The sequence below is a fragment of the Acinetobacter sp. ACIN00229 genome (genome assembly GCF_016106645.1).
In the GTDB taxonomy this organism is placed as follows: Bacteria; Pseudomonadota; Gammaproteobacteria; order Pseudomonadales; family Moraxellaceae; genus Acinetobacter; species Acinetobacter oleivorans.
Window position 1 is genome coordinate 136,929 of sequence record NZ_JADWOM010000009.1, and the last position, 19,868, is coordinate 156,796.

Consider the following 19,868-nt stretch of genomic DNA (forward strand, 5'->3'; position numbering starts at 1 on the left):
CAGTGTCTTTTTTTTTCTTAAAATTATTATTTATTAAAAAATTTGGCTTCTTCAGATTTTGGATACTGACTTAAAATTTTAGTTTTATATTGGTTTGCTGAAGCTGTATTTTTATCGACATCTTTAGCAATGCTATAGAGCTGATAAAGGGCACGAGGAGCTTTACTCGAATTTGGATATCGAGTTGCTACTACATTGTAGTTCTTTTTAGCTTCATTATAATTCACCGGATCAGTTGCTAAATTAAACTCAGCTAACCAAAAATATGCATTCCCTGTATAGACGCTATTAGGGTGATTTTTGATAAAGTTCTGCATTGGAGCAATCGCTTTTTTTGCTCCGCCTTGTTTATAGGCATCTAAAGCAACAGTGTAAGCTGCCTTTTCAAGCTCTATAGGATTTGATTGGTTTTGTGAAGGTGGTTGTGAAGCTTCCGGTTGAGGAGGAGTGGATGGGGTACTTGTTGGAGCAGTATTCACTACTTTATTTTCAACTGCAGGAGTTTCTGTGCTTGCCGTAGCAGGCGTATCACTATTCGTTGGATTATCTGATTGTGCACTTTCAGGATCAACTTTCTGATTAAGGAGTTCTAGGCGTTGATCTAGGTCTGTGTAGCGATTAGATAGATCTTTTTTCAATTGTTCAATATCATTTGATTGTTCTTCTAATTGCCCACGTAGGGTACGTATATCATTTTCTAATTGTTGATTTTTTTGCATTAATTCCCAGTTTAAATTACTAGGTACTGAAACATTATTAGAAGAAGAATTAGTTGTGCTACCACCGCTTTGGCTTAAACCGCGAGACTCAATTGGAATGTTGGCATAGAGAGAGGTAGTGCTCATTAAGGCAATAAATAAGAAAGAATGCTTCATCAATCGCATGAGTATAGGTCCATAATTTTATGTAAAAGCCAACTTAAAAAAGGAATATATAAACTATTCACTTAACTATCTAACTAAGATTTTAATTGGTCAATGCAATTAAAACAGCTAACAATATAAATGCAAGAATAGTTTACAATCTTCAAGCATATTTTATCCAAAATTAGATACAAGAAAAAATATAGGGGAGAGAAGTATAGGAATTTAAGGCTTTTTGCTGATGAATTAATCAATTGAAACATAAACTTGCTTAAAACCGTGAAGAAGGCTTGCAACTATTTTAAAAATCTCTATACTCTGTCTTGCAATGGTAGCCCCGCTGGTGGCTTCGCAATTGTACTCTGTGAACCCCGCCAGGACCGGAAGGTAGCAACGGTAGCAGATCTATGATGTGCCGAAGTTTTGCTAGTGGGGCTGCCACCATTCTTTTAATCCACTCTCCGTTGGATTGCTTTCATAATTACATCTAAATCAAATCCTCTATATTGTAAGAACCTCATCTGTTTTGCTTTTAGTTTAGGATCTTTTTCTACTTCTTCACCGAATTTCTTCACTTTCAGTTGATAAGCCTGTTCTACCCAATCAATATTATGAATTTCGTCTGCAATTAAATCATTTTCAATTTGTTTTGTTTTTAAAACTTGCTTAATACGTTTTGGACCTTTTCCTTTACGAATTTGGCTAGCTAATGTTAATTCCGCAACGCGTTGATCACTTTGATAGTTTTGTTCAGATAATTCTTCAACAAGTCGCGTAACCTCTTCAGGGTTTTGTGCATAACGAGTTAATTTTTCAGTAAGCTCTGCTTTGGAGTAATCTCGACGAGTCAATAAAGCAAAAGCATAAGAGCGTAAACGTTGACCTGTAAGCAAAGCTCTTTGTTGAGACTGTTCTTCAGTTCTTTTGAACATAGTATTAGGGTTCCCTTGTAAAAAAACGCCCCGAAGGGCGTTTTAAGGCTCATGAATAATTAAGATTCTAGTAGAAGATCAGCTTCTTCTTCATCTTCAACTTGAGCAGTATTAGTACCTGTTGTTAACAACTGTTCACGGATGTTACGTTCAATTTCTCCAGCCATCTGAGGGTTTTCTTCAAAGTGGCGAATAACATTGTTCTTACCTTGACCAATTTTATTACCTTGATATGAATACCAAGCGCCTGCTTTTTGTACGATATCTTGTTGTACAGCTAAATCTACAAGTTCGCCTAGCTGGTTTGTGCCTTTACCATATAGGATTTGGAAAATAGCCTCTCTGAAAGGAGGAGCCATTTTGTTTTTAACCACTTTAACTCGGGTTTCAGAGCCGACGATTTCATCGCCTTCTTTTACTTGACCAATACGACGGATATCTAAACGTACAGAAGCGTAGAACTTCAATGCGTTACCACCAGTTGTAGTTTCTGGACTACCAAACATTACCCCAATCTTCATACGGATCTGGTTAATGAAGATAACCATACAGTTTGAACGTTTAGCATTACCCGTAATTTTACGAAGTGCCTGACTCATTAAACGAGCTTGCAAGCCCATATGAGAGTCACCCATCTCACCTTCAATTTCTGCTTTAGGGGTAAGTGCAGCGACTGAGTCGACAACGATTAAGTCAATTGCACCAGAACGAACGAGCATATCTGCAATTTCGAGTGCTTGTTCACCGTTATCAGGTTGCGATACAAGCAGGTTATCAATGTCTACACCAAGCTTACGTGCATATTGTGGATCTAATGCGTGCTCTGCATCGATAAAGGCACACGTACCACCAGTTTTTTGACATTGTGCAATTGCTTGTAGAGTCATTGTGGTTTTACCAGAAGATTCTGGACCATAAATCTCTACAATACGACCTTTTGGTAAACCGCCAATCCCCAATGCAATATCTAAAGTCAAAGAGCCTGTAGATACAGCTTCAACAGCTTGAACAGTGTTGTCACCGAGACGCATCACCGTATTTTTGCCAAATTGTTTCTCAATTTGACTTAGCGCGGCTTGTAATGCTTTGCTTTTATTCTCATCCATCTCAAAAACCTCAATACTCTATGTTCATCACGTTTAACCCAAGTGGATGCATTGAATCTCAACTTGTTTCACTAGGGTAATAGTGACAGATTTTTTCTATAGCTTCTATGTGTTGTATGTGTGTGTGCGACACAACTCGACGTTTTTATTCATCACCGTATGACCAATTTTGATCATTCTCCTGTTTAAATCGAATAATTTGACGACGATCCTTTTTACCCGGTCTATGGTCAGGTCGAGCTAGATTATGCAATTTTCGTTGGGATGCAATCAACTCCCGTCTAGCAATACTTACTTCGGTTTCTTCATAAAGTTGCTGTGCGATGGGAGCTGGACCACGTGTGTTCGAAAGAGCTTTTATCACAACAGTTTTCTTATCAAACCCTTGCTGAATAACAAGTTCCATTCCAACTCGAATTTCTTTGGAAACTTTTACACGCTCATTATTGTGATGTACTTTACCTCCTTCAATCGCTCCTTTAGCAATTGAACGAGTTTTAAAAAAACGAGCAACCCATAACCATTTGTCGACACGCATGGTCTCTACAGCATCGTTTTCAGGCAATTTTGACATCATTATCCTTTCTATCAATTTCATTCAATATAGACAGCAATTCAGTAAGCCGATCTAGTGCTTTAAATTCTAAATCTTGATGCTGTTTTATATCCTTTAGACTTGAGGGCTGCGAGATAGTAAACAAGTGTTGAATACCAAATTTTTCTGCAGTTTTTAATACTGGAGCCGTATCATCAATAAAAATCGTTTCATCTGGATTGAATGGATGTAATTTTTGGAGTTTTTGCCAAAAATTAATATTTTCTTTGGCATAACCCACTTGTTCGCTTGATATAATCACATCAAAGAAATGTTCAATTGCAATATTATCTAGTTTTAAGCGTAAGCTTGCGCGGTCAGCATTTGTAACTAACCAACACGTGTATCCTTGCTGTTTAAGTTGTTGCAAAAGCTCAATACAGCCAGAACGAGCTTGAATCTTAGATTGAAATTCTTGTTGTAATTTGAGTACATCAACGCCTACAGTTTTAGTCCAATAGGTTGATGAATACCAAACAAGCGTATGGCGATGTGATTGATAAAATTGATATAGCTTTTCTTTGCTCTCGGAGAGGGGAAGTTGATGTATTTTTGAATGTCGCTCAGGAAGACATTCATTCCATATGAAATCATCAAAAGCGAGATCTAAGAGTGTTCCGTCCATGTCAAACATTATGATTTTAGACATTTTTTTAAAGATCTCCAAAATCATTTAAATCAAAATTTTTAAAACACATCTACCATATAACCTTTTAAAATCATAAATTAAATAAACTTATAAATACTCAAACTAATTTAAAGCTCCATCCAATAATTTTCTAAAATTTACATAGCTTCATAGGATGGATAGGAGAGATCAATGGTTTGAAATTATAACGTGGAATTTGGTAAAACAAAAAATAGTAATGAGATAGTTTTAGTAGAAAATCTCTCCCTTAAATTTAAAATTTATTTAAGGTTTTAGCACGTAGGATTAAATTTGCTTACATAGGATACGTATTGACAAACATTTTATAAATTGAAGGATACTTATTTAAAGTTATATTTAAAATTATTCCTATAAGAACTTAGAGAAAGCAATGAAAATTGGATTTATTGGTGGAACCAATGACGGTATCGTAATCAATGCTGCCGATGGCCTTGATACTTATAAACTTGAGTGGCACTACAAAGCAGAAAAACATTGTGAGTCACAACTTACCTTGGGGCTGAATGGACCTGAGTATGATTATTACAATTTATTAATTCTAAGAAAGAATAAAGAGGCTAAACTTTTTTATGTCCTTACCACTATGGAAAAAGAAGAAATAGCAGATAAACTTAATGAATATTGGGAATGTTCAACCTCTGTCGGCTATGATTTTGATGAGTAAACATTCGTAATTTCATATAGCACATGTTCTCTTAATTCGTGATGAAGAGGAACTTTAGGATGTTCGAAGTTTTTAACTTTTTGCATTCCCAGTCTTTCCATGACAGCTTGAGAGGGTGTATTAATCGTAGCAGTAAATGAAACGATTTTATCTAAATTCAGTATATTAAAACCATAATCTAAAACTGCTTTTGCTCCTTCTGTTGCATAACCTTGTTTCCAAAATTCTTTTGCAAGTCGCCATCCAATTTCCACACATGGAGAGAAGTCAAATTGTTCAGGTTGGCTGTGTAAACCAATAAACCCGATAAATTGATGGGTTTCTTTTAATTCTACTGCCCAAAAGCCCCAACCATTTTCATGAATGAGAGATGAAATTTTTTCGATTAAATTAAGGCTTTCTTGGGGTGTTAAGAGATTTGGGAAAAATTGCATAACATCTTGATCTAAGCCCATTGTTATAAAAGACTCAAAATCACTTTCTTTCCATTGTCTTAAAATTAAACGTTTTGTTTCGATCATGAGATGGCTCTTTAATTGAAAATGAGAAGTTAAAGTGGTTTTTGCACAATCTTCTGTAAAATGATCTTGGAATTGATGCTCACTACACCTTTTATTTTATTTAAGGTGTTAATGACGAAATGAGAAAAGGAACTCAAATCTTTGGTCGCAACGTGTAAAACATAATTAGATTCACCAGTAATAATATATGCATTAATGACTTCATCAAAATTTTTGATCTGACTTAAAAAGAAGTTGTGATCATTTTCTGTTAGCTGGGCAAGTTTTATTTCGACGATTGCCTCAATTTTTATGCCTAGTTTTTCATAATTAACTTTCGCTTGATATTTTTCAATTACACCATTGCTTTCTAAAATTTTAACACGCCGATGACAAGCTGAAGCCGAAAGGTTAACGAGATCGGCCAGTTCTTGGTTACTTAACCGAGCATTATCTTGTAAATACTTTAGGATTTTTAGGTCGATTGCATCCACATTCATTTTCGAATTTCATCCATGTTTTTTAATTTTAATTCGAATTTTATACGAAAATAGCAAATTTTAATCAAATATTATCGAATAAATCGAAAGAATTGGCGTGATAAAATTCAAATACAAAGGAAATGTTGAAAATAGGTGAAATAACAAATGATTACTTGCGAACAATGCCTCTATTGGGATCAGGATGATGAACTCAAAAAGTTTAAAGATGAATTTGCACTGCCAAAAAATGTCATTTATTTAGATGGTAATTCTTTAGGTGCAAGACCAAAGAAATCATTAGAGGTTGCTCAGCATATTATTTCAAAAGAGTGGGGCGAGGACCTCATTAATAGTTGGAATAAAGCAGATTGGTGGGGGCTACCGACTAGGCTCGGAGATAAAGTTGCACAGCTTATCGGTGCCGAAAAAGGGGAAGTGGTTATTTCAGATTCAACCACCTTAAATTTATTTAAAGTTTTATCCGCAGCGGTAAAAATTCAAGCCGAAAAATTTCCGGAACGTAAAATTATTGTTGCAGAAAAAGATGCCTTCCCAACCGATATTTATATTATTGAAGGCTTTATAGACTTGATTAATCAAGGTTATCAAGTTGAATTGATTGATGGGGCCGATGATTTATCTCGTGTTTTAGTAAAAGATGTGGCTGTCGTTGTTCTTTCTCATGTGAATTATCGGACTGGATATTTCTATGATATGGAGTCTATTAATCAACAAATTCACGCTAAAGATGCTTTGATTATTTGGGATTTATGTCACTCGGTTGGTGCGGTGCCTATGGATCTTAATCAGAGCAACAGTGATTTTGCGATTGGTTGTACTTACAAATACTTAAACGGCGGCCCAGGTTCTCCAGCGCTGTTATGGGTAAATCGGAAGCATCGTGATCAGTTCTGGCAACCTTTATCAGGCTGGTGGGGGCACAAAAAACCATTTGATATGGCTCAGCACTATGAACCAGCTAACAGTATTCGTCGTTATTTGTGTGGAACACAACCTATCATTTCGATGAGTCTAATCGAATGTGGTATCGATATTTTCTTACAAGCTGATATGCAACAAATACGCGAGAAATCCCTCAAATTAACTGATTTGTTTATTCAACTTGTTCAACAAGAATGTCCTCAGTTTGGTTTTGAATTGATCACACCTTTAAACCATAACTATCGTGGCAGTCATGTCAGTTATAGACATGAGTTTGGTTATGAAATTATTCAGGCGCTTATTGCTCGTGGTGTGATTGGGGATTACCGAGAGCCGGAAGTATTACGTTTTGGAATTACACCTCTATATTTAGGTTTCGAAGATATTTGGAATGCCGTACAGCAACTTAAGCAGATTATGTTGAATAGTGAATGGAAAAATGAGCGTTATCTGGTACGTAGTGAAGTGACCTGATCGTTAAAGGTTAATATCAGAAGAATGGCTAGGAGGGCCTATGAGCAGTTTTGATGAAATACAAAATCGAGAAGCGGGTTTACATAAGAAATTATCCGCAAAACAGATGGGAATGATTGCAATTGGTGGAGCGATTGGTACAGGGCTGTTCATGGGAAGCAAGTTTGCAATTAGCTTTGCTGGGCCAGCTGTCATCGTGAGCTATGCTATTGGTGGTTTAATCGCATTTGCTATTATGGCTTGTTTGGCTGAGATGACAGTTCAGCATCCTACGTCAGGCTCATTTGGAGCATATGCTGAGCATTATGTAAGTCCTCTTGCTGGGTTTTTAGTCCGTTATTGCTATTGGGCATGTATTGTATTAGCGGTCGGTACAGAAATTACAGCAGTAGCTAACTATATGAAATTATGGTTTCCAGATGTAGGCTCTTGGGTCTGGATCGCTTTTTTCTCGCTGACTTTGCTTGTGGTTAATGCATATAGTGTTAAAGCTTTTGGTTTGGTTGAATATTGGTTTTCGACCATAAAAGTCTTTGCAATTATTGTATTTATTCTTTTAGCAATTGGTATTCTGACCCAAAGTCATGGAGGAACAGAACAGGTTCTCTCTAATTTAACCGAGCATGGTGGCTTTTTTCCTCATGGTTTTAGTGGGGTCTGGATCGGGGTAATTATTTCAATATTTAGTTATTTAAGTATTGAAATGATCGCTGTTGCGGCTGGTGAGGCTAAAGATCCGGAAAGAGCCGTTAAGAAAGCGTTTAAAAGTACTGCAATTCGCTTAATACTATTTTATCTACTGTCTTTATTTCTCATTGTGGCACTTGTTCCTTGGACAACTTTAATTGGAGCCGATGCGACTAGCCCTTTTGTGATGGTAATGAAAATTGTAGGTATTCCATATGCGGACAGTATTTTAAATTTTATTGTAATTGTCGCGGCCTTATCCGCCATGAATAGTATGTTGTATATCTCGACACGTATGCTATTTAGCTTGTCACGCGCAGGTGATGCACCAAAACTATTTGGTCGTATTAGTCATAATGGCGTACCAATCAACGCGTTGCTATTGTCAGCAGTGGGTATTGGGATCGCGAGTATTGTTTATACCATTAATCCGAGTTCGGCATTCCCGATCATGATTGCTTTATCTATGTTTGGTGCACTGTTCACTTGGGGCAGTATTTTTGTTACCCATATGTGTTTCAGAAGGCACATGGCACGAAAAGGCCAGCAATTAAAGTTTAAGGTTCCAGCAAGCCAGTTAATTTCACTGTTGGGGTTAATCGCAATTTTAAGTATCACAGTCACCACATGGTTTACCAATGAATTCAAGTCAACTTTACAATTTGGAGTTCCATTAGTTGTTGTGCTTACTGTTTTCTATTATTTAAAACGGTCATCAGCCAAGCTTGCTTTAAATGCTCATGAAGAATCGTTGAAGTGAGAGACCTATGAGACCCTATGACAATGCTAGAACCGTGGCTAATGAACATGAGATATTGGCAGAATTTCAACGGACAAGTTTACTGAGCTACCAAGAGTTTATTCATATTGCAGATATTCAATATGGTCCGCACCCAAGATCAACTTTAGATTTATTCCCATTAGAGCAAGCCAAAAAGACTGTTATTTTTATTCATGGTGGCTATTGGCAATGGTGTGATAAATCAGATTTTGGATTCATCGTACCGTATGTTCTAGCAAAAGGAGCCCAGTGTGTTCTTTTAGAATATGATTTGGCACCACAAAGCAAAATTTCAGATATTGTTTCTCAAGTTAATCAAGCTCTCGATTTTATTCGAGAGCAAGACTGGAAAACTAATGAGGTAGTTTTGGTGGGGCATTCAGCAGGGGCGCACCTGGCTGCTTTGTCATTAGGCCAACCATTCATATCTGAGATGGTGTTGTTAAGTGGAATTTATGACTTAAGGCCTATACAAAGCACTCATTTAAACCATGCTCTCAATCTTTCAAGCGAAGATATCTTAAAATATAGTCCTGTTCATCACAGTGATCGAGTCACTATTCCATGTTCAATTTTCTGTGGTGAACTTGAGCTCGAAAAGTTGAAATGGCAAAGCCAAAATTATTTTGATATTAAAAAAGAGCAAGATCAGGATTTTGTTTCTTTTAAGCTTATTCCTAAAGTTAATCATTATTCTATTTTAGAACACTATTTTAAGTCGATATTAGTTTAAGCAGTCGAATTAAAATATATGCAATGTGATTGTATGAGTAATTAATTTTATAGACAGATAAAGTGTGAGGTGAATCACATCTTAACCTGTTTTTTTATAGAAATTATTTATTGTTGTTGACCTAACAGTGGAACTTAATTAGATTAAAAAGATAGTGCTTTCTCACTAGACAATAAATTGTTTAGCTGTTGTTTAGTTGAGTTTTTAAGTCCGTAGCTTCCCAAGATGCGGACTTTTTTATTTGACTTTTAAAAACAATAAGATAAAGGGTGATATAGCTATAATATTTATCCAAAGATTAATATGAATGAATAAGATAGACCTGTCATAAATAAGAAATAAACTAGGGTTTTTTCATGATTTAACTCGAATTATCATTTAATAAGTAGATTAATTAAAATATAAGCTGACTTATCATTCATGAATTTGTCATATAGGCTTGATAAATTATAAGAAAATAAAAGCTATAAGAATAATTAAATAATATATAGCATTTGAAAGTAATTGATTTAGTCGGCTCTCATGAGTTGGTTTTTTTATTTATAAAGGAGCCTTTATGAAAGTACAATATTTTGAAGGTGGCATGTATAAACATATGTGTCCAGGTTGCGGGTATCTTCACTATATTCCTGTACTTTATCCTTTTTCTAATGGTAACCAATGGACTTTTAATAATAATTTGGAAAAACCAACTTTTGATCAGCTCATAATTATGTATGGTCATTGTAATTACTTTATTAAAGGTGGCTTTATTGAATATAGTGCTAACTGTAGACATAATTTAGCAGGATGTACGGTTGAGTTGCCAGAACTAAAATTAAAAAATGATAGGTTTTATTAATTTTAGTGTTTGTCTATATATTTAAGATCATTTAAAAATTTATAGAATCGGTAAGTAATAGAGACTTGAGTAATATATCTTTACATATTTAATACTGAATATGTATAGTTAAAGAAATTGTAAATTTATTTTGGTTGAAGCTAGGATTGAAATTTGCAAAAATTTATATAACTTACTGTTTTATATTTTATTTATGGATATCTGGAAATTTTTAAGAAGTTTTAACACCATTGGAACATATCTCATTATTTCTACATTTATATTATTTTTAATGATTATATATTTTTACATCATACATCCCAGCTAATCTAAATTATCAATAGAGTAAAATAACTTTTGATTTTTTAATTTATTTGAATTGGTTCTCACTTTTAATAGAAAAAGATAAGAGTATTGTATAGGCCCAAGTTTTATGAAAATATGACTTGGTTATAATAGATGGAGAATATAATAAAAATTCCTTTCTAAAAAATTTTAACCTCTAAATATAAAGACTGTACTGATCATAACAACGATGTCTGAAGTAAAAAATATGGAGATTTTTTATGAAATTTTGCCAAATATCGGCTGCTTTCTTATCAATGGCCGCCGTCAATCTAGTCTATGCAGCACCTGCTACAACAAATTCTGTACCAACTTCTTTGGAAGCTAAAGGAATTATTAAAAACCAATATATTGTTATTCTCAATAAGGATGTTGGTCCTTCTAATGATTTTGCACAAAGTATTGCTAAACAACATGGGGGAAAGATATTACAGACTTATGATACTGTACTTAAGGGATTTGCAATTTATTTACCCGATGTTGCGGGTAGTGCTTTTGTTGAAGCCATGAAAAAAAATCCTAAAGTTCTTTCAGTAGAAAATGACACAGTCATGAAAATTGATGTAACTACACAAAGCAATCCAGATTGGGGTTTAGATCGTATTGATCAGAAAACCTTACCTTTAAATTCAGCTTATTCATATTTACAAACAGGCTCGGGCACAACAGCTTATATTGTTGATACCGGAATATTATCTACACATCAACAGTTCTCTGGACGAGTATTAAGTGGCTATACCGCGATCTCTGATGGAAATGGTACAACGGATTGTAATGGGCATGGTACTCATGTAGCAGGAACGGTTGGTGGCAGTACTTATGGTGTTGCTAAGAACGTAAGTTTAGTACCAATACGAATTTTAGGATGTGATGGGTCTGGTGCTTCGAGTAACGTGATTGCGGGGTTAGATTGGATATTAAAAAATGGTAAAAAGCCAGCTGTGGTGAATATGTCTTTAGGCGGTGATGCGAACACATCCTTAGATAGCGCAGTAGAAAACTTATTTAATAACGGTTATGTGATGGTTGTCGCTGCAGGAAATTCTAATGCAGATGCATGTAGTTCTTCTCCAGCAAGAGTGAGTAAAGCAATCACTGTCGCTGCTACAGATGATACTGATACACGAGCGAGTTATTCTAATTATGGAAGCTGCGTTGATATTTTTGCGCCAGGAAGCCAGATCAATTCTTCATGGATTGGGAGTAATACCGCAACTAAAGTTTTAAATGGAACTTCAATGGCTACTCCACATGTTGTTGGTGTCGTAGCTGAAATGTTGCAAAGTACACCTACAGCAACACCTCAGATAATCTCAACTAATCTGTTAAATCAAGCAAGTAGTAATGTGGTAAAAAATCCTTCTGGTAGCCCAAATCGATTGTTATATAAATCACCTTAATAAGAAGTATGTCTTGAAATTGGAAAAGGTCCCGAAGGACCTTTTTTAGATTTTTGCATGAGTACCATATTTATCAATCATGATTGAACTGGCTTCATTTAAACCGCGGACCGTTACCTGAATACCGTTCTTTTGAAATTTATTTACTACTGAATCTAGCATGGCAACTGAAGTCACATCCCAAATATGAGAGTGAGTAAGATCAATAATGACTTCTTTAATTTCTTCTTTAAAGTTAAAGCTTTGCATAAATTTTTCAGATGAACTGAAAAATATTTGACCTCTTAATTCATATAGACGAGCTCGATTCTCGAATGAAGTTTCTATACGAATATCATTTTCAAGTTTATTTGCTAAGAAAAGTGCTGAAAGTAATACACCAGTTAACACACCTAGCGCTAAATTATGGGTAGCAACTACTACAATAACGGTAGCGATCATAACGACATTACTACTTTTAGGATTATTTTTAAATTGAGTCAGAGAGTTCCATTCAAAAGTACTGATCGATACCATAATCATGACCGCAACCAGAGCAGCCATGGGAATCACTTTTAACCAACCACTTAAAAATACAACTAAAATAAGTAAGAATATGCCTGCGCAGAAAGTGGATAAACGTGTGCGGCCACCCGATTTTACATTAATCATTGATTGACCAATCATGGCACAACCTGCCATGCCGCCCATAAAACCTGAAGCAATATTTGCGATACCTTGACCTTTACATTCTTGAAATTTATCACTAGATGTATCTGTCATTTCATCAACGATTGTTGCAGTCATCATTGATTCAAGTAAGCCAACCGCGGCAAGGGCTAAAGAATATGGAAGAATAATAAGGAGGGTTTCTAAATTTAAAGGAATATTCGGAATTAGAAATATAGGTAAAGTATCTGGTAATGATCCCATATCACCCACTGTTCGAACGTCAAAACCTAAAAAAATAGCGAGTAATGTGACCACTACAATACAAATAAGAGGTGAGGGAAAGAACTTTCCAATTTTTGGAATATAGGGGAATAGATAAATAATTCCTAAGCCGATTGCTACTAATAAGTAGACATACCATGTCACATTTACCAATTCTGGTAATTGAGCCATAAAGATGAGTATGGCGAGGGCATTAACGAATCCAATAACCACCGATTTAGAAACAAAACGCATGAGTTTGGCGAGTTTGAAATATCCAGCTAAAATTTGTATGACACCGGTTAAAATAGTTGCTGCAAATAAGTATTGAAGCCCATGGTCCTTTACGAGCGTTGTCATAACCAAAGCCATTGCACCTGTAGCCGCCGAAATCATAGCGGGACGACCACCTACGAAAGAAATAATAACGGCAATACAAAAGGATGCATATAAACCGACTTTAGGATCTACGCCTGCAATAATTGAAAATGCAATTGCTTCTGGAATTAAAGCAAGACCCACAACAAGACCGGAAAGAATATCTGCGCGGACATTAGAGAACCATTGTTCTCGGAAATTCGATAACATGAGAAATAGCCTAAGTTCTAAATTTTGAAAGGCTAGTGATGTGATATACCAACACAAGCGACTACACCACATCACTAAACAGTGATGAGTTATTTACAATGGAAAGGGTAAATAAACTTAAGGTGGCGTAAGTGTCATAGGTATAGATAGTTTGAGGCATCTAAAAGTGCCCGAAGAATAGCATAAGTTTTTAAGGCTGACTAACCTAAGTCGACTAAACCAATTTAATCATAATTCTTCATTTCAGCTTTCGGCATTGAGGTAAATTCATTCGCAGGCATATCTAAGAAAAAATCTTTTGCTTCAGAATGAGTGCAGTTGAGCCAATCATTTCTAAGATCATCTGGTATTACAATAACTGAGCGTTTTTCATCATCTGGTTTATGAAATTGTTTCATAAAAGGGTGATGATCAGCATTGATTGTTAATAGCGACATTGATCTAACTTTCTGTTCATCAATAAGTGTTTCTTCAAAGATCGCAGCCAGTGTAAAAGGTTGCTCATCTTGCCGGAAAATACCATACCAATGCGCTTTTCCATTGATATATTTAGGTTCATAAATGGCTTCAACAGGAATAAGCGCAAATTGGTCATTTAACCAAGCATGTTTAAAAGAGCGCTTTTGTTGTACTGTCTCTGTTCTGGCATTATACGTTGCGTATTTGAAAGCAATTTCTTTGGCATAAGGGGGAAGCATTCCAAATTTAGCTTTTCTCCACTCAAGCTCATTTTCATTCGATAAAATGAGTGGGCAATCATCACTTGGAAAAATATCCATCTTATATTCAAAAGTGGGTTCAAATAAGTTTAATTGATTGGCATGTGTTTTCTTAATAGGTTTAAAGTTTGCACACATAAGACACCTTCATTGCAAAAATAGCTCTCAATTACAGCTTCTAACTTTTAATCTTTAGTGATGTATATTTTTATAATTAGAATTGTCTCTTTGAGTATTAATTTTTAACTATCAATTACTTCGTTAATAAATATTTATTTAAATAATGGCCATTTCAAAAAAGTTTCAGATATAAAATGAATTGAATAGATAAATCGTATAGTTAAGTTGCTCATCTTAAAGAGAGTTTATTCAGTTTTAATAGCTACTTTTATGCAACAGAGCCTTTCAGAAATTTAGATTTTAATAGATTCGTTATTCATCATAATACAAATCATATAGAGAACTCTTACAAACCCTTTATTAGAGGTTTAAAAATTCTCGGAAAATTTTGACAATTTATAAGGTGGACACATGAATAAACATTTATTGGCTAAAATTGCTTTATTAGGCGCTGCTCAGCTAGTTACACTCTCAGCATTTGCTGATATTCCTCTAACTCCATCTCAATTTGCTAAAGCGAAATCAGAAAACTTTGACAAGAAAGTTATTCTATCTAATTTAAATAAGCCACATGCTTTGTTGTGGGGACCTGATAATCAAATTTGGTTAACAGAGCGCGCAACAGGTAAGATTCTAAGAGTGAATCCGGAGTCGGGCAGTGTAAAAACAGTTTTTCAGGTGCCTGAGATTGTAAATGATGCTGATGGACAAAATGGTTTATTAGGCTTTGCTTTCCATCCTGATTTTAAAAATAATCCTTATATCTACATTTCGGGTACATTTAAAAATCCGAAATCTACAGATAAAGAACTACCGAATCAAACGATTATTCGTCGATATACCTATAACAAGTCAACTGATACTCTTGAGAAGCCAGTCGATTTATTAGCAGGGTTACCTTCATCGAAAGACCATCAATCAGGTCGTCTTGTCATTGGTCCAGACCAAAAGATTTACTATACGATTGGCGACCAAGGGCGTAACCAGCTTGCTTATTTATTCTTGCCAAATCAGGCACAACATACGCCGACTCAACAAGAGTTGAATGGCAAAGACTATCATACCTATATGGGTAAAGTACTACGCTTAAATCTTGATGGAAGTATTCCAAAAGATAATCCAAGTTTTAATGGGGTGGTTAGCCATATTTATACGCTCGGACACCGTAATCCACAGGGTTTAGCATTTACTCCAAATGGTAAATTGTTGCAATCTGAACAAGGTCCAAACTCTGACGATGAAATTAACCTCATAGTTAAAGGTGGTAACTATGGTTGGCCAAATGTAGCGGGTTATAAAGATGACAGTGGTTATGCCTATGCAAATTATTCGGCAGCAACCAATAAGTCACAAATTAAAGATTTAGGGCAAAACGGAGTAAAAGTAGCTGCAGGTGTACCTGTGACGAAAGAATCTGAATGGACTGGTAAAAACTTTGTACCGCCGTTAAAAACTTTATATACCGTACAGGATACCTACAACTATAATGACCCAACTTGTGGGAATATGACCTACATTTGCTGGCCAACCGTTGCGCCGTCATCTGCTTACGTCTATAAGGGTGGCAAAAAAGCAATTGCTGGTTGGGAAAATACGTTGTTGGTTCCATCTTTAAAACGCGGTGTTATTTTCCGTATTAAGTTAGATCCAACGTATAGTGCGACTTATGATGATGCGGTACCAATGTTTAAGAGCAACAACCGTTATCGTGACGTGATTGCAAGTCCAGATGGAAATGTTTTATACGTGTTGACTGATACTGCCGGAAATGTCCAAAAAGATGATGGTTCTGTAACGAATACATTAGAAAACCCGGGGTCTTTGATTAAATTTACATATAAAGCTCAGTAATACAGGCCATTAAAAAACCGATCTACATAAGATCGGTTTTTTTAACTTAAGAAAAATTATTCAGTTACGACTAATACCGGTAAATGAATTTCTCCTAAAAGAGCTTGAGTCACACTTCCTAAGAAGAACTTTTTAAACCCTTTTCGACCATGAGAACCAATCACTAATAGGTCTGCTTTGAGTTCAGTAGCGGCTTTAATAATTTCTGTATGAATTGTTTGACCCTCAACAATTTTTGTTTCAACAGAAATTCCATGTTGGCTAAATTGTTCTTTCGCTTGGTCTAAAATACCCTGAATAGATGCTCTAGCTTTATTAAAGTAATCCTGTGCTAATTCTGTACTATCAATGAATTCTACAGAAATAAAAGGATCTATAGTAAGCGCATATACTAGAGTCACTTTACTACCAAAGGCCTTAGCAAGTGCTGCTGCATGATTGACAGCAATGAGTGAGGTAGGAGAACCATCGACTGGAACCAAGATATGGTGATAACTCATATATTGCTCCTTATTGTCCTGTGACAATGTATGGTGCCAAAACACCGATTTATTATCTTTATGCTTATATTATGAACAATTTTTGAAAGATTATTGTTTATTTTTAGTATGGAGAAAAGTAAGAGATTTTATTAAAAATTTTATCTTAAAGCGTGATAATGACTTTCTAAGTAAGGTTGATTCTGTTTAAGTATTGAAATGACTTGATTAGCATCTATAGCAGATTCAAATAAAAATCCTTGGCCTATACTATATCCAAATTGTCGAAGTAGTTCTTCTTGTTCAGGGGTTTCAATTCCTTCTGCAATAAGCCCCAGTGATAAATTTGGAGCGAGTAGCCCAATTGCTTGAACAATCGCATAAATTGATGGGTCATGTTGCATCTTTTGTATAAAACTACAGTCTACTTTCAAACTATCAATTGGATAGTCTCGAATATGGGTGAGTGATGAAAAACCTGTACCAAAGTCATCTAGAGCAATATGTACGCCATGCTGTTTTAATTTATTAAGTGCACGGATCACATACTCTGAACCTCGATCGCCCAACATATGTTCAGTGACTTCTACTTCAATATAATGTGTTGGAATTTGAAATTGATTGATCTTTTTCAAAAGCCGTTCAGCATAGTTGTCTCTTAAAAACTCAACAGGAGCAGCATTGAGTGAAACAGGAAGGGGTTTAATACCAAGATCTATCCATTTTGCGATGTCCCGTAAAACTTGATGTTGCATCGTTTCACCGATTTTACTCGCTAAATTATAATCTTTAAAAGCCTCTGCAATTTGTGACGGATAACCCTTTTGAGCGGAAGTTGTATGCCATCGCAATAAAGCCTCAAAACCTACAACACGATGAGTTTTTAAATCTACTTTAGGTTGATAGTAGGGTTGGATTGTATGATGACGAATAAGCTGACGTGCTAAATTAAGCTGAGAAGCGACTGTTTCGGTCATTTGCATCATGCATGGGTCATACATGCGAATACCACCACGACCACGTGCTTTTAAGTCATGCAATGCCATATCTGCACAACTGAGTAAACCAGATTGGTCGACGGCATCTTGAGGATAAATTGCACAACCAATACTCATACCACCATTTAGAACATTGCCTAAATAAGTAATAGGTTGATTTAGCTGCTGAAGTAAGATTGCGGCTAGGTCACGCACATCACTTTCAGATTTAAGGTTATTAATAATAACCGCAAATTCATCTCCACCCAGCCTTGCGACAAAGCATCTTTCATCATCAACACAATGACTAAACCGTTTGGACAAAACTTTTAAAAGATGATCGCCTGCGCTATGCCCTAATGTGTCATTAATATGCTTAAAATGATCAAGGTCAATTAATAGTAAACCCACACTTGTTTGGCTGTCTTTTGAATATGCGAGGGTCCGTTTAAGCTGAAATTTAAATGAACGCCGATTACATAATCCGGTCAGCTCATCTCTTTCACTCATATTTCTAAGTTGATTTTCTGTCAGATGCTGTTGAGTGACGTTACGGGATACACACAGTATTTGTATGATTTCACCATTGTCCCGATGAATCGGGGTCAACATATTATCCCAATATTCGGGGTCCTGATCTGGTAAACAACTCATTCCAGCGAATCTGGCAACTTTGCCTTGAAGGGCTTTTTTTAAAGCGACACGTCCACGTTTACGAATATGAGGTGGCAATAGCTCAAGCCATTTCATTCCAAATTTTGTTTCATCAACAGGAACACCTAAAGCGAGGCATCCTGATTTATTCATATGAGAAACTGTGCCGTCTACATTCAATACTTTAATGCAATCTACACTGATGTCTAACATTTGATTTTGTATTTCAATATTCTTTTGCAGGTTTTGTTGCTCTTGAATATCGTGATCAATATCTAAAAAGCTGACATACCATTCACTCGCTAGAGAAGAGCCACGATATTTAGATGCTTGAATGGAAAGTTTACACCATCTATATTGATTGCCACTTTGTAAAAGTCGGCATTTTAATTCTATTCTTTTTTGCAGGCGAATTGCTTCGAGCCATCTATTTTTGACTTCGTCTAAATCGACAGGAGATATAAAATCTAACCATTGCTGAGGTAATGGAGAAAAAGTATCCTGCCAATATTCTGTACACTCTACATTGCAATATAATATCAAGCCATTTTCATCACTTACCCAAGTTGGTAGTGGAATTTGCTCAACAATAAAATGCTTTTGGGTGTTGTTCGACATTGAAGTCATAACATGCCTAGAAAGATTGTATGGGCGGGTAATCTAATTATTAGTCGTTATTGTAATCTTTCTGTAGTAATCAAAACAGTAATAAATAAATTCTAACTGTCTTTTTTTTGAACTAAAATTGAGATCTTAAATAAATTATATACTTAATATTTAATTTATGTTTTTGTTATTTATTAATTTTTATCTGTCTTAAGTTAAAAAAAGATTTATGCTTATTTTTGTAAAAAACTTATTAAAACAGAAGCTTATATTTGTCTATGCAGAACTATTTTAATAAAAGCCATGAAAATAAATTATAAAAATGAGAAGGATAAAATTGCGAGGATTAAAATCTTAATAAGCCAAAATTTAACCACCATATATAAAGACGGAGAGGTTTTTAAAAGTCTGAATAAATACAATAACCACTATTAAGTTTACAAAAGTAATATAAAATAAAGGCTTATATTATCGTAAAATTCTTTTTATCAAAAAGGATATATATTTCCTTTTTGTGCATTTTATAGCCTACATTTTCCCCAAGATGTAGGTTTTTTTTATTCTTAATTTTTGACCTTATAATCTCTAAATATTAAAAATAAAAAAAAGCCAAATGGCTTTTTTATACAGTTTCAGGCTTTTTCAACTCTTGTTGAATATAAAGATTCATATAATATTGTTCAATATAATCATCAGCATAGTTGTTTGCTAAGGTTTTTGTTGCCACTCGTTCATGTTTTAAATAGCAGTTTGATTCAAGGTCTTTTTCAAGTACCCACCATTGACGGTTAATACGACGCACTTGAAACTTGTCACTTTTGTATTTTCTTTTAGCCATTTTCAAAAATTTGCTATGCAGTTGTTGAAAGAGAATTTCTACTGGAGTTAAGGACTCAAGTCAACAGATGAGAAGTTAATTGCTTATTTTATGTGAGGTGTTGTTTCTATCAATACCCAGACGAGGCATT

Annotated in this window: 20 protein-coding genes and 1 other RNA gene; 9 read left to right on the top strand and 12 right to left on the bottom strand. The window is 35.2% G+C overall.

The genetic code is table 11. The features are described 5' to 3' along the window. Nucleotides 1-26: 26 nt before the first annotated feature. A complete protein-coding gene (locus I7H67_RS10405; protein WP_198307787.1) occupies nucleotides 27-884 on the bottom strand; it encodes a YbgF trimerization domain-containing protein in 858 nt (285 codons plus the stop codon). 317 nt (nucleotides 885-1,201) lie between these two features. On the opposite strand from I7H67_RS10405, the gene ffs reads away from it, so the two are divergent. Further along, nucleotides 1,202-1,298, top strand: an RNA gene (ffs, locus tag I7H67_RS10410) — signal recognition particle sRNA small type. 14 nt (nucleotides 1,299-1,312) lie between these two features. On the opposite strand, the gene I7H67_RS10415 is transcribed toward ffs, so the two are convergent. From I7H67_RS10415 to I7H67_RS10430, 4 genes are all read right to left on the bottom strand, one after another. Then, nucleotides 1,313-1,795 (bottom strand): regulatory protein RecX, encoded by a 483-nt coding sequence (locus I7H67_RS10415; RefSeq protein WP_198307788.1) that lies wholly within the window; start codon nucleotides 1,793-1,795, stop codon nucleotides 1,313-1,315. Nucleotides 1,796-1,854: 59 nt separating this feature from the next. Further along, nucleotides 1,855-2,901, bottom strand: coding sequence for a recombinase RecA (gene recA / locus I7H67_RS10420; RefSeq protein ID WP_049836882.1), 1,047 nt, complete (start codon nucleotides 2,899-2,901; stop codon nucleotides 1,855-1,857). A gap of 145 nt (nucleotides 2,902-3,046) precedes the next feature. Continuing rightward, nucleotides 3,047-3,475 (bottom strand): RNA-binding S4 domain-containing protein, encoded by a 429-nt coding sequence (locus I7H67_RS10425; RefSeq protein WP_005306259.1) that lies wholly within the window; start codon nucleotides 3,473-3,475, stop codon nucleotides 3,047-3,049. After that, nucleotides 3,459-4,145, bottom strand: coding sequence for an HAD-IA family hydrolase (locus I7H67_RS10430; protein WP_198307789.1), 687 nt, complete (start codon nucleotides 4,143-4,145; stop codon nucleotides 3,459-3,461). The genes I7H67_RS10425 and I7H67_RS10430 overlap by 17 nt, the downstream gene beginning before the upstream one ends. Before the next feature lie 391 nt (nucleotides 4,146-4,536). On the opposite strand from I7H67_RS10430, the gene I7H67_RS10435 reads away from it, so the two are divergent. After that, nucleotides 4,537-4,830, top strand: a complete 294-nt coding sequence (locus tag I7H67_RS10435; protein ID WP_004791883.1) for a hypothetical protein — start codon at nucleotides 4,537-4,539, stop codon at nucleotides 4,828-4,830. Here I7H67_RS10435 and I7H67_RS10440 read toward each other — a convergent pair. Both I7H67_RS10440 and gigD read right to left on the bottom strand, forming a co-directional pair. Continuing rightward, on the bottom strand, nucleotides 4,812-5,351 hold the full coding sequence (locus I7H67_RS10440; protein WP_192835714.1) for a GNAT family N-acetyltransferase: 540 nt from the start codon (nucleotides 5,349-5,351) through the stop codon (nucleotides 4,812-4,814). The genes I7H67_RS10435 and I7H67_RS10440 overlap by 19 nt on opposite strands. A 29-nt stretch (nucleotides 5,352-5,380) precedes the next feature. Further along, the gene (gene gigD / locus I7H67_RS10445; RefSeq protein ID WP_004791887.1) at nucleotides 5,381-5,830 is read right to left on the bottom strand and encodes an Lrp/AsnC family transcriptional regulator GigD; all 450 of its coding nucleotides are present in this window, start codon (nucleotides 5,828-5,830) and stop codon (nucleotides 5,381-5,383) included. A 147-nt stretch (nucleotides 5,831-5,977) separates the two neighbouring features. Between gigD and kynU the strand changes: the two genes are divergently transcribed. From kynU to I7H67_RS10470, 6 genes are all read left to right on the top strand, one after another. After that, nucleotides 5,978-7,228: a kynureninase gene (kynU, locus tag I7H67_RS10450; RefSeq protein WP_198307790.1), complete on the top strand. Its 1,251-nt coding sequence runs from the start codon at nucleotides 5,978-5,980 to the stop codon at nucleotides 7,226-7,228. Between the two features lie 40 nt (nucleotides 7,229-7,268). Then, nucleotides 7,269-8,675, top strand: a complete 1,407-nt coding sequence (locus I7H67_RS10455) for an amino acid permease (protein ID WP_013197617.1) — start codon at nucleotides 7,269-7,271, stop codon at nucleotides 8,673-8,675. A 7-nt stretch (nucleotides 8,676-8,682) separates the two neighbouring features. Continuing rightward, nucleotides 8,683-9,429 carry an alpha/beta hydrolase gene (locus tag I7H67_RS10460; protein ID WP_198307791.1) on the top strand — a complete coding sequence of 249 codons (747 nt, stop codon included), beginning with the start codon at nucleotides 8,683-8,685 and terminating at the stop codon, nucleotides 9,427-9,429. Between the two features lie 556 nt (nucleotides 9,430-9,985). Then, a complete protein-coding gene (locus tag I7H67_RS10465) occupies nucleotides 9,986-10,270 on the top strand; it encodes a DUF6527 family protein (protein WP_198307792.1) in 285 nt (94 codons plus the stop codon). 193 nt (nucleotides 10,271-10,463) lie between these two features. Next, a complete protein-coding gene (locus tag I7H67_RS19685; RefSeq protein WP_225623321.1) occupies nucleotides 10,464-10,577 on the top strand; it encodes a hypothetical protein in 114 nt (37 codons plus the stop codon). Nucleotides 10,578-10,815: 238 nt separating this feature from the next. Next, nucleotides 10,816-11,994, top strand: coding sequence for a S8 family peptidase (locus I7H67_RS10470; RefSeq protein WP_013197620.1), 1,179 nt, complete (start codon nucleotides 10,816-10,818; stop codon nucleotides 11,992-11,994). 45 nt (nucleotides 11,995-12,039) lie between these two features. Here I7H67_RS10470 and I7H67_RS10475 read toward each other — a convergent pair whose 3' ends face one another. Next, on the bottom strand, nucleotides 12,040-13,494 hold the full coding sequence (locus I7H67_RS10475) for a SulP family inorganic anion transporter (RefSeq protein ID WP_198307793.1): 1,455 nt from the start codon (nucleotides 13,492-13,494) through the stop codon (nucleotides 12,040-12,042). Nucleotides 13,495-13,718: 224 nt separating this feature from the next. Continuing rightward, entirely contained in the window at nucleotides 13,719-14,351 is a 633-nt protein-coding gene (locus I7H67_RS10480) for an SOS response-associated peptidase family protein (RefSeq protein WP_013197622.1), read from the bottom strand. Between the two features lie 393 nt (nucleotides 14,352-14,744). On the opposite strand from I7H67_RS10480, the gene I7H67_RS10485 reads away from it, so the two are divergent. Next, nucleotides 14,745-16,184: a glucose/sorbosone family PQQ-dependent dehydrogenase gene (locus tag I7H67_RS10485; RefSeq protein ID WP_198307794.1), complete on the top strand. Its 1,440-nt coding sequence runs from the start codon at nucleotides 14,745-14,747 to the stop codon at nucleotides 16,182-16,184. Nucleotides 16,185-16,240: 56 nt separating this feature from the next. Here the strand turns inward: I7H67_RS10485 and I7H67_RS10490 are convergent, their stop codons facing one another. The 3 genes from I7H67_RS10490 to I7H67_RS10500 all read right to left on the bottom strand — a co-directional run bounded on the left by I7H67_RS10490 (nucleotide 16,241) and on the right by I7H67_RS10500 (nucleotide 19,738). Further along, on the bottom strand, nucleotides 16,241-16,684 hold the full coding sequence (locus I7H67_RS10490; protein ID WP_005046644.1) for a universal stress protein: 444 nt from the start codon (nucleotides 16,682-16,684) through the stop codon (nucleotides 16,241-16,243). Nucleotides 16,685-16,824: 140 nt separating this feature from the next. After that, the gene (locus I7H67_RS10495) at nucleotides 16,825-18,921 is read right to left on the bottom strand and encodes an EAL domain-containing protein (protein WP_198307795.1); all 2,097 of its coding nucleotides are present in this window, start codon (nucleotides 18,919-18,921) and stop codon (nucleotides 16,825-16,827) included. Nucleotides 18,922-19,522: 601 nt separating this feature from the next. Beyond that, a complete protein-coding gene (locus I7H67_RS10500; RefSeq protein WP_198307796.1) occupies nucleotides 19,523-19,738 on the bottom strand; it encodes a hypothetical protein in 216 nt (71 codons plus the stop codon). Nucleotides 19,739-19,868 lie beyond the last annotated feature (130 nt).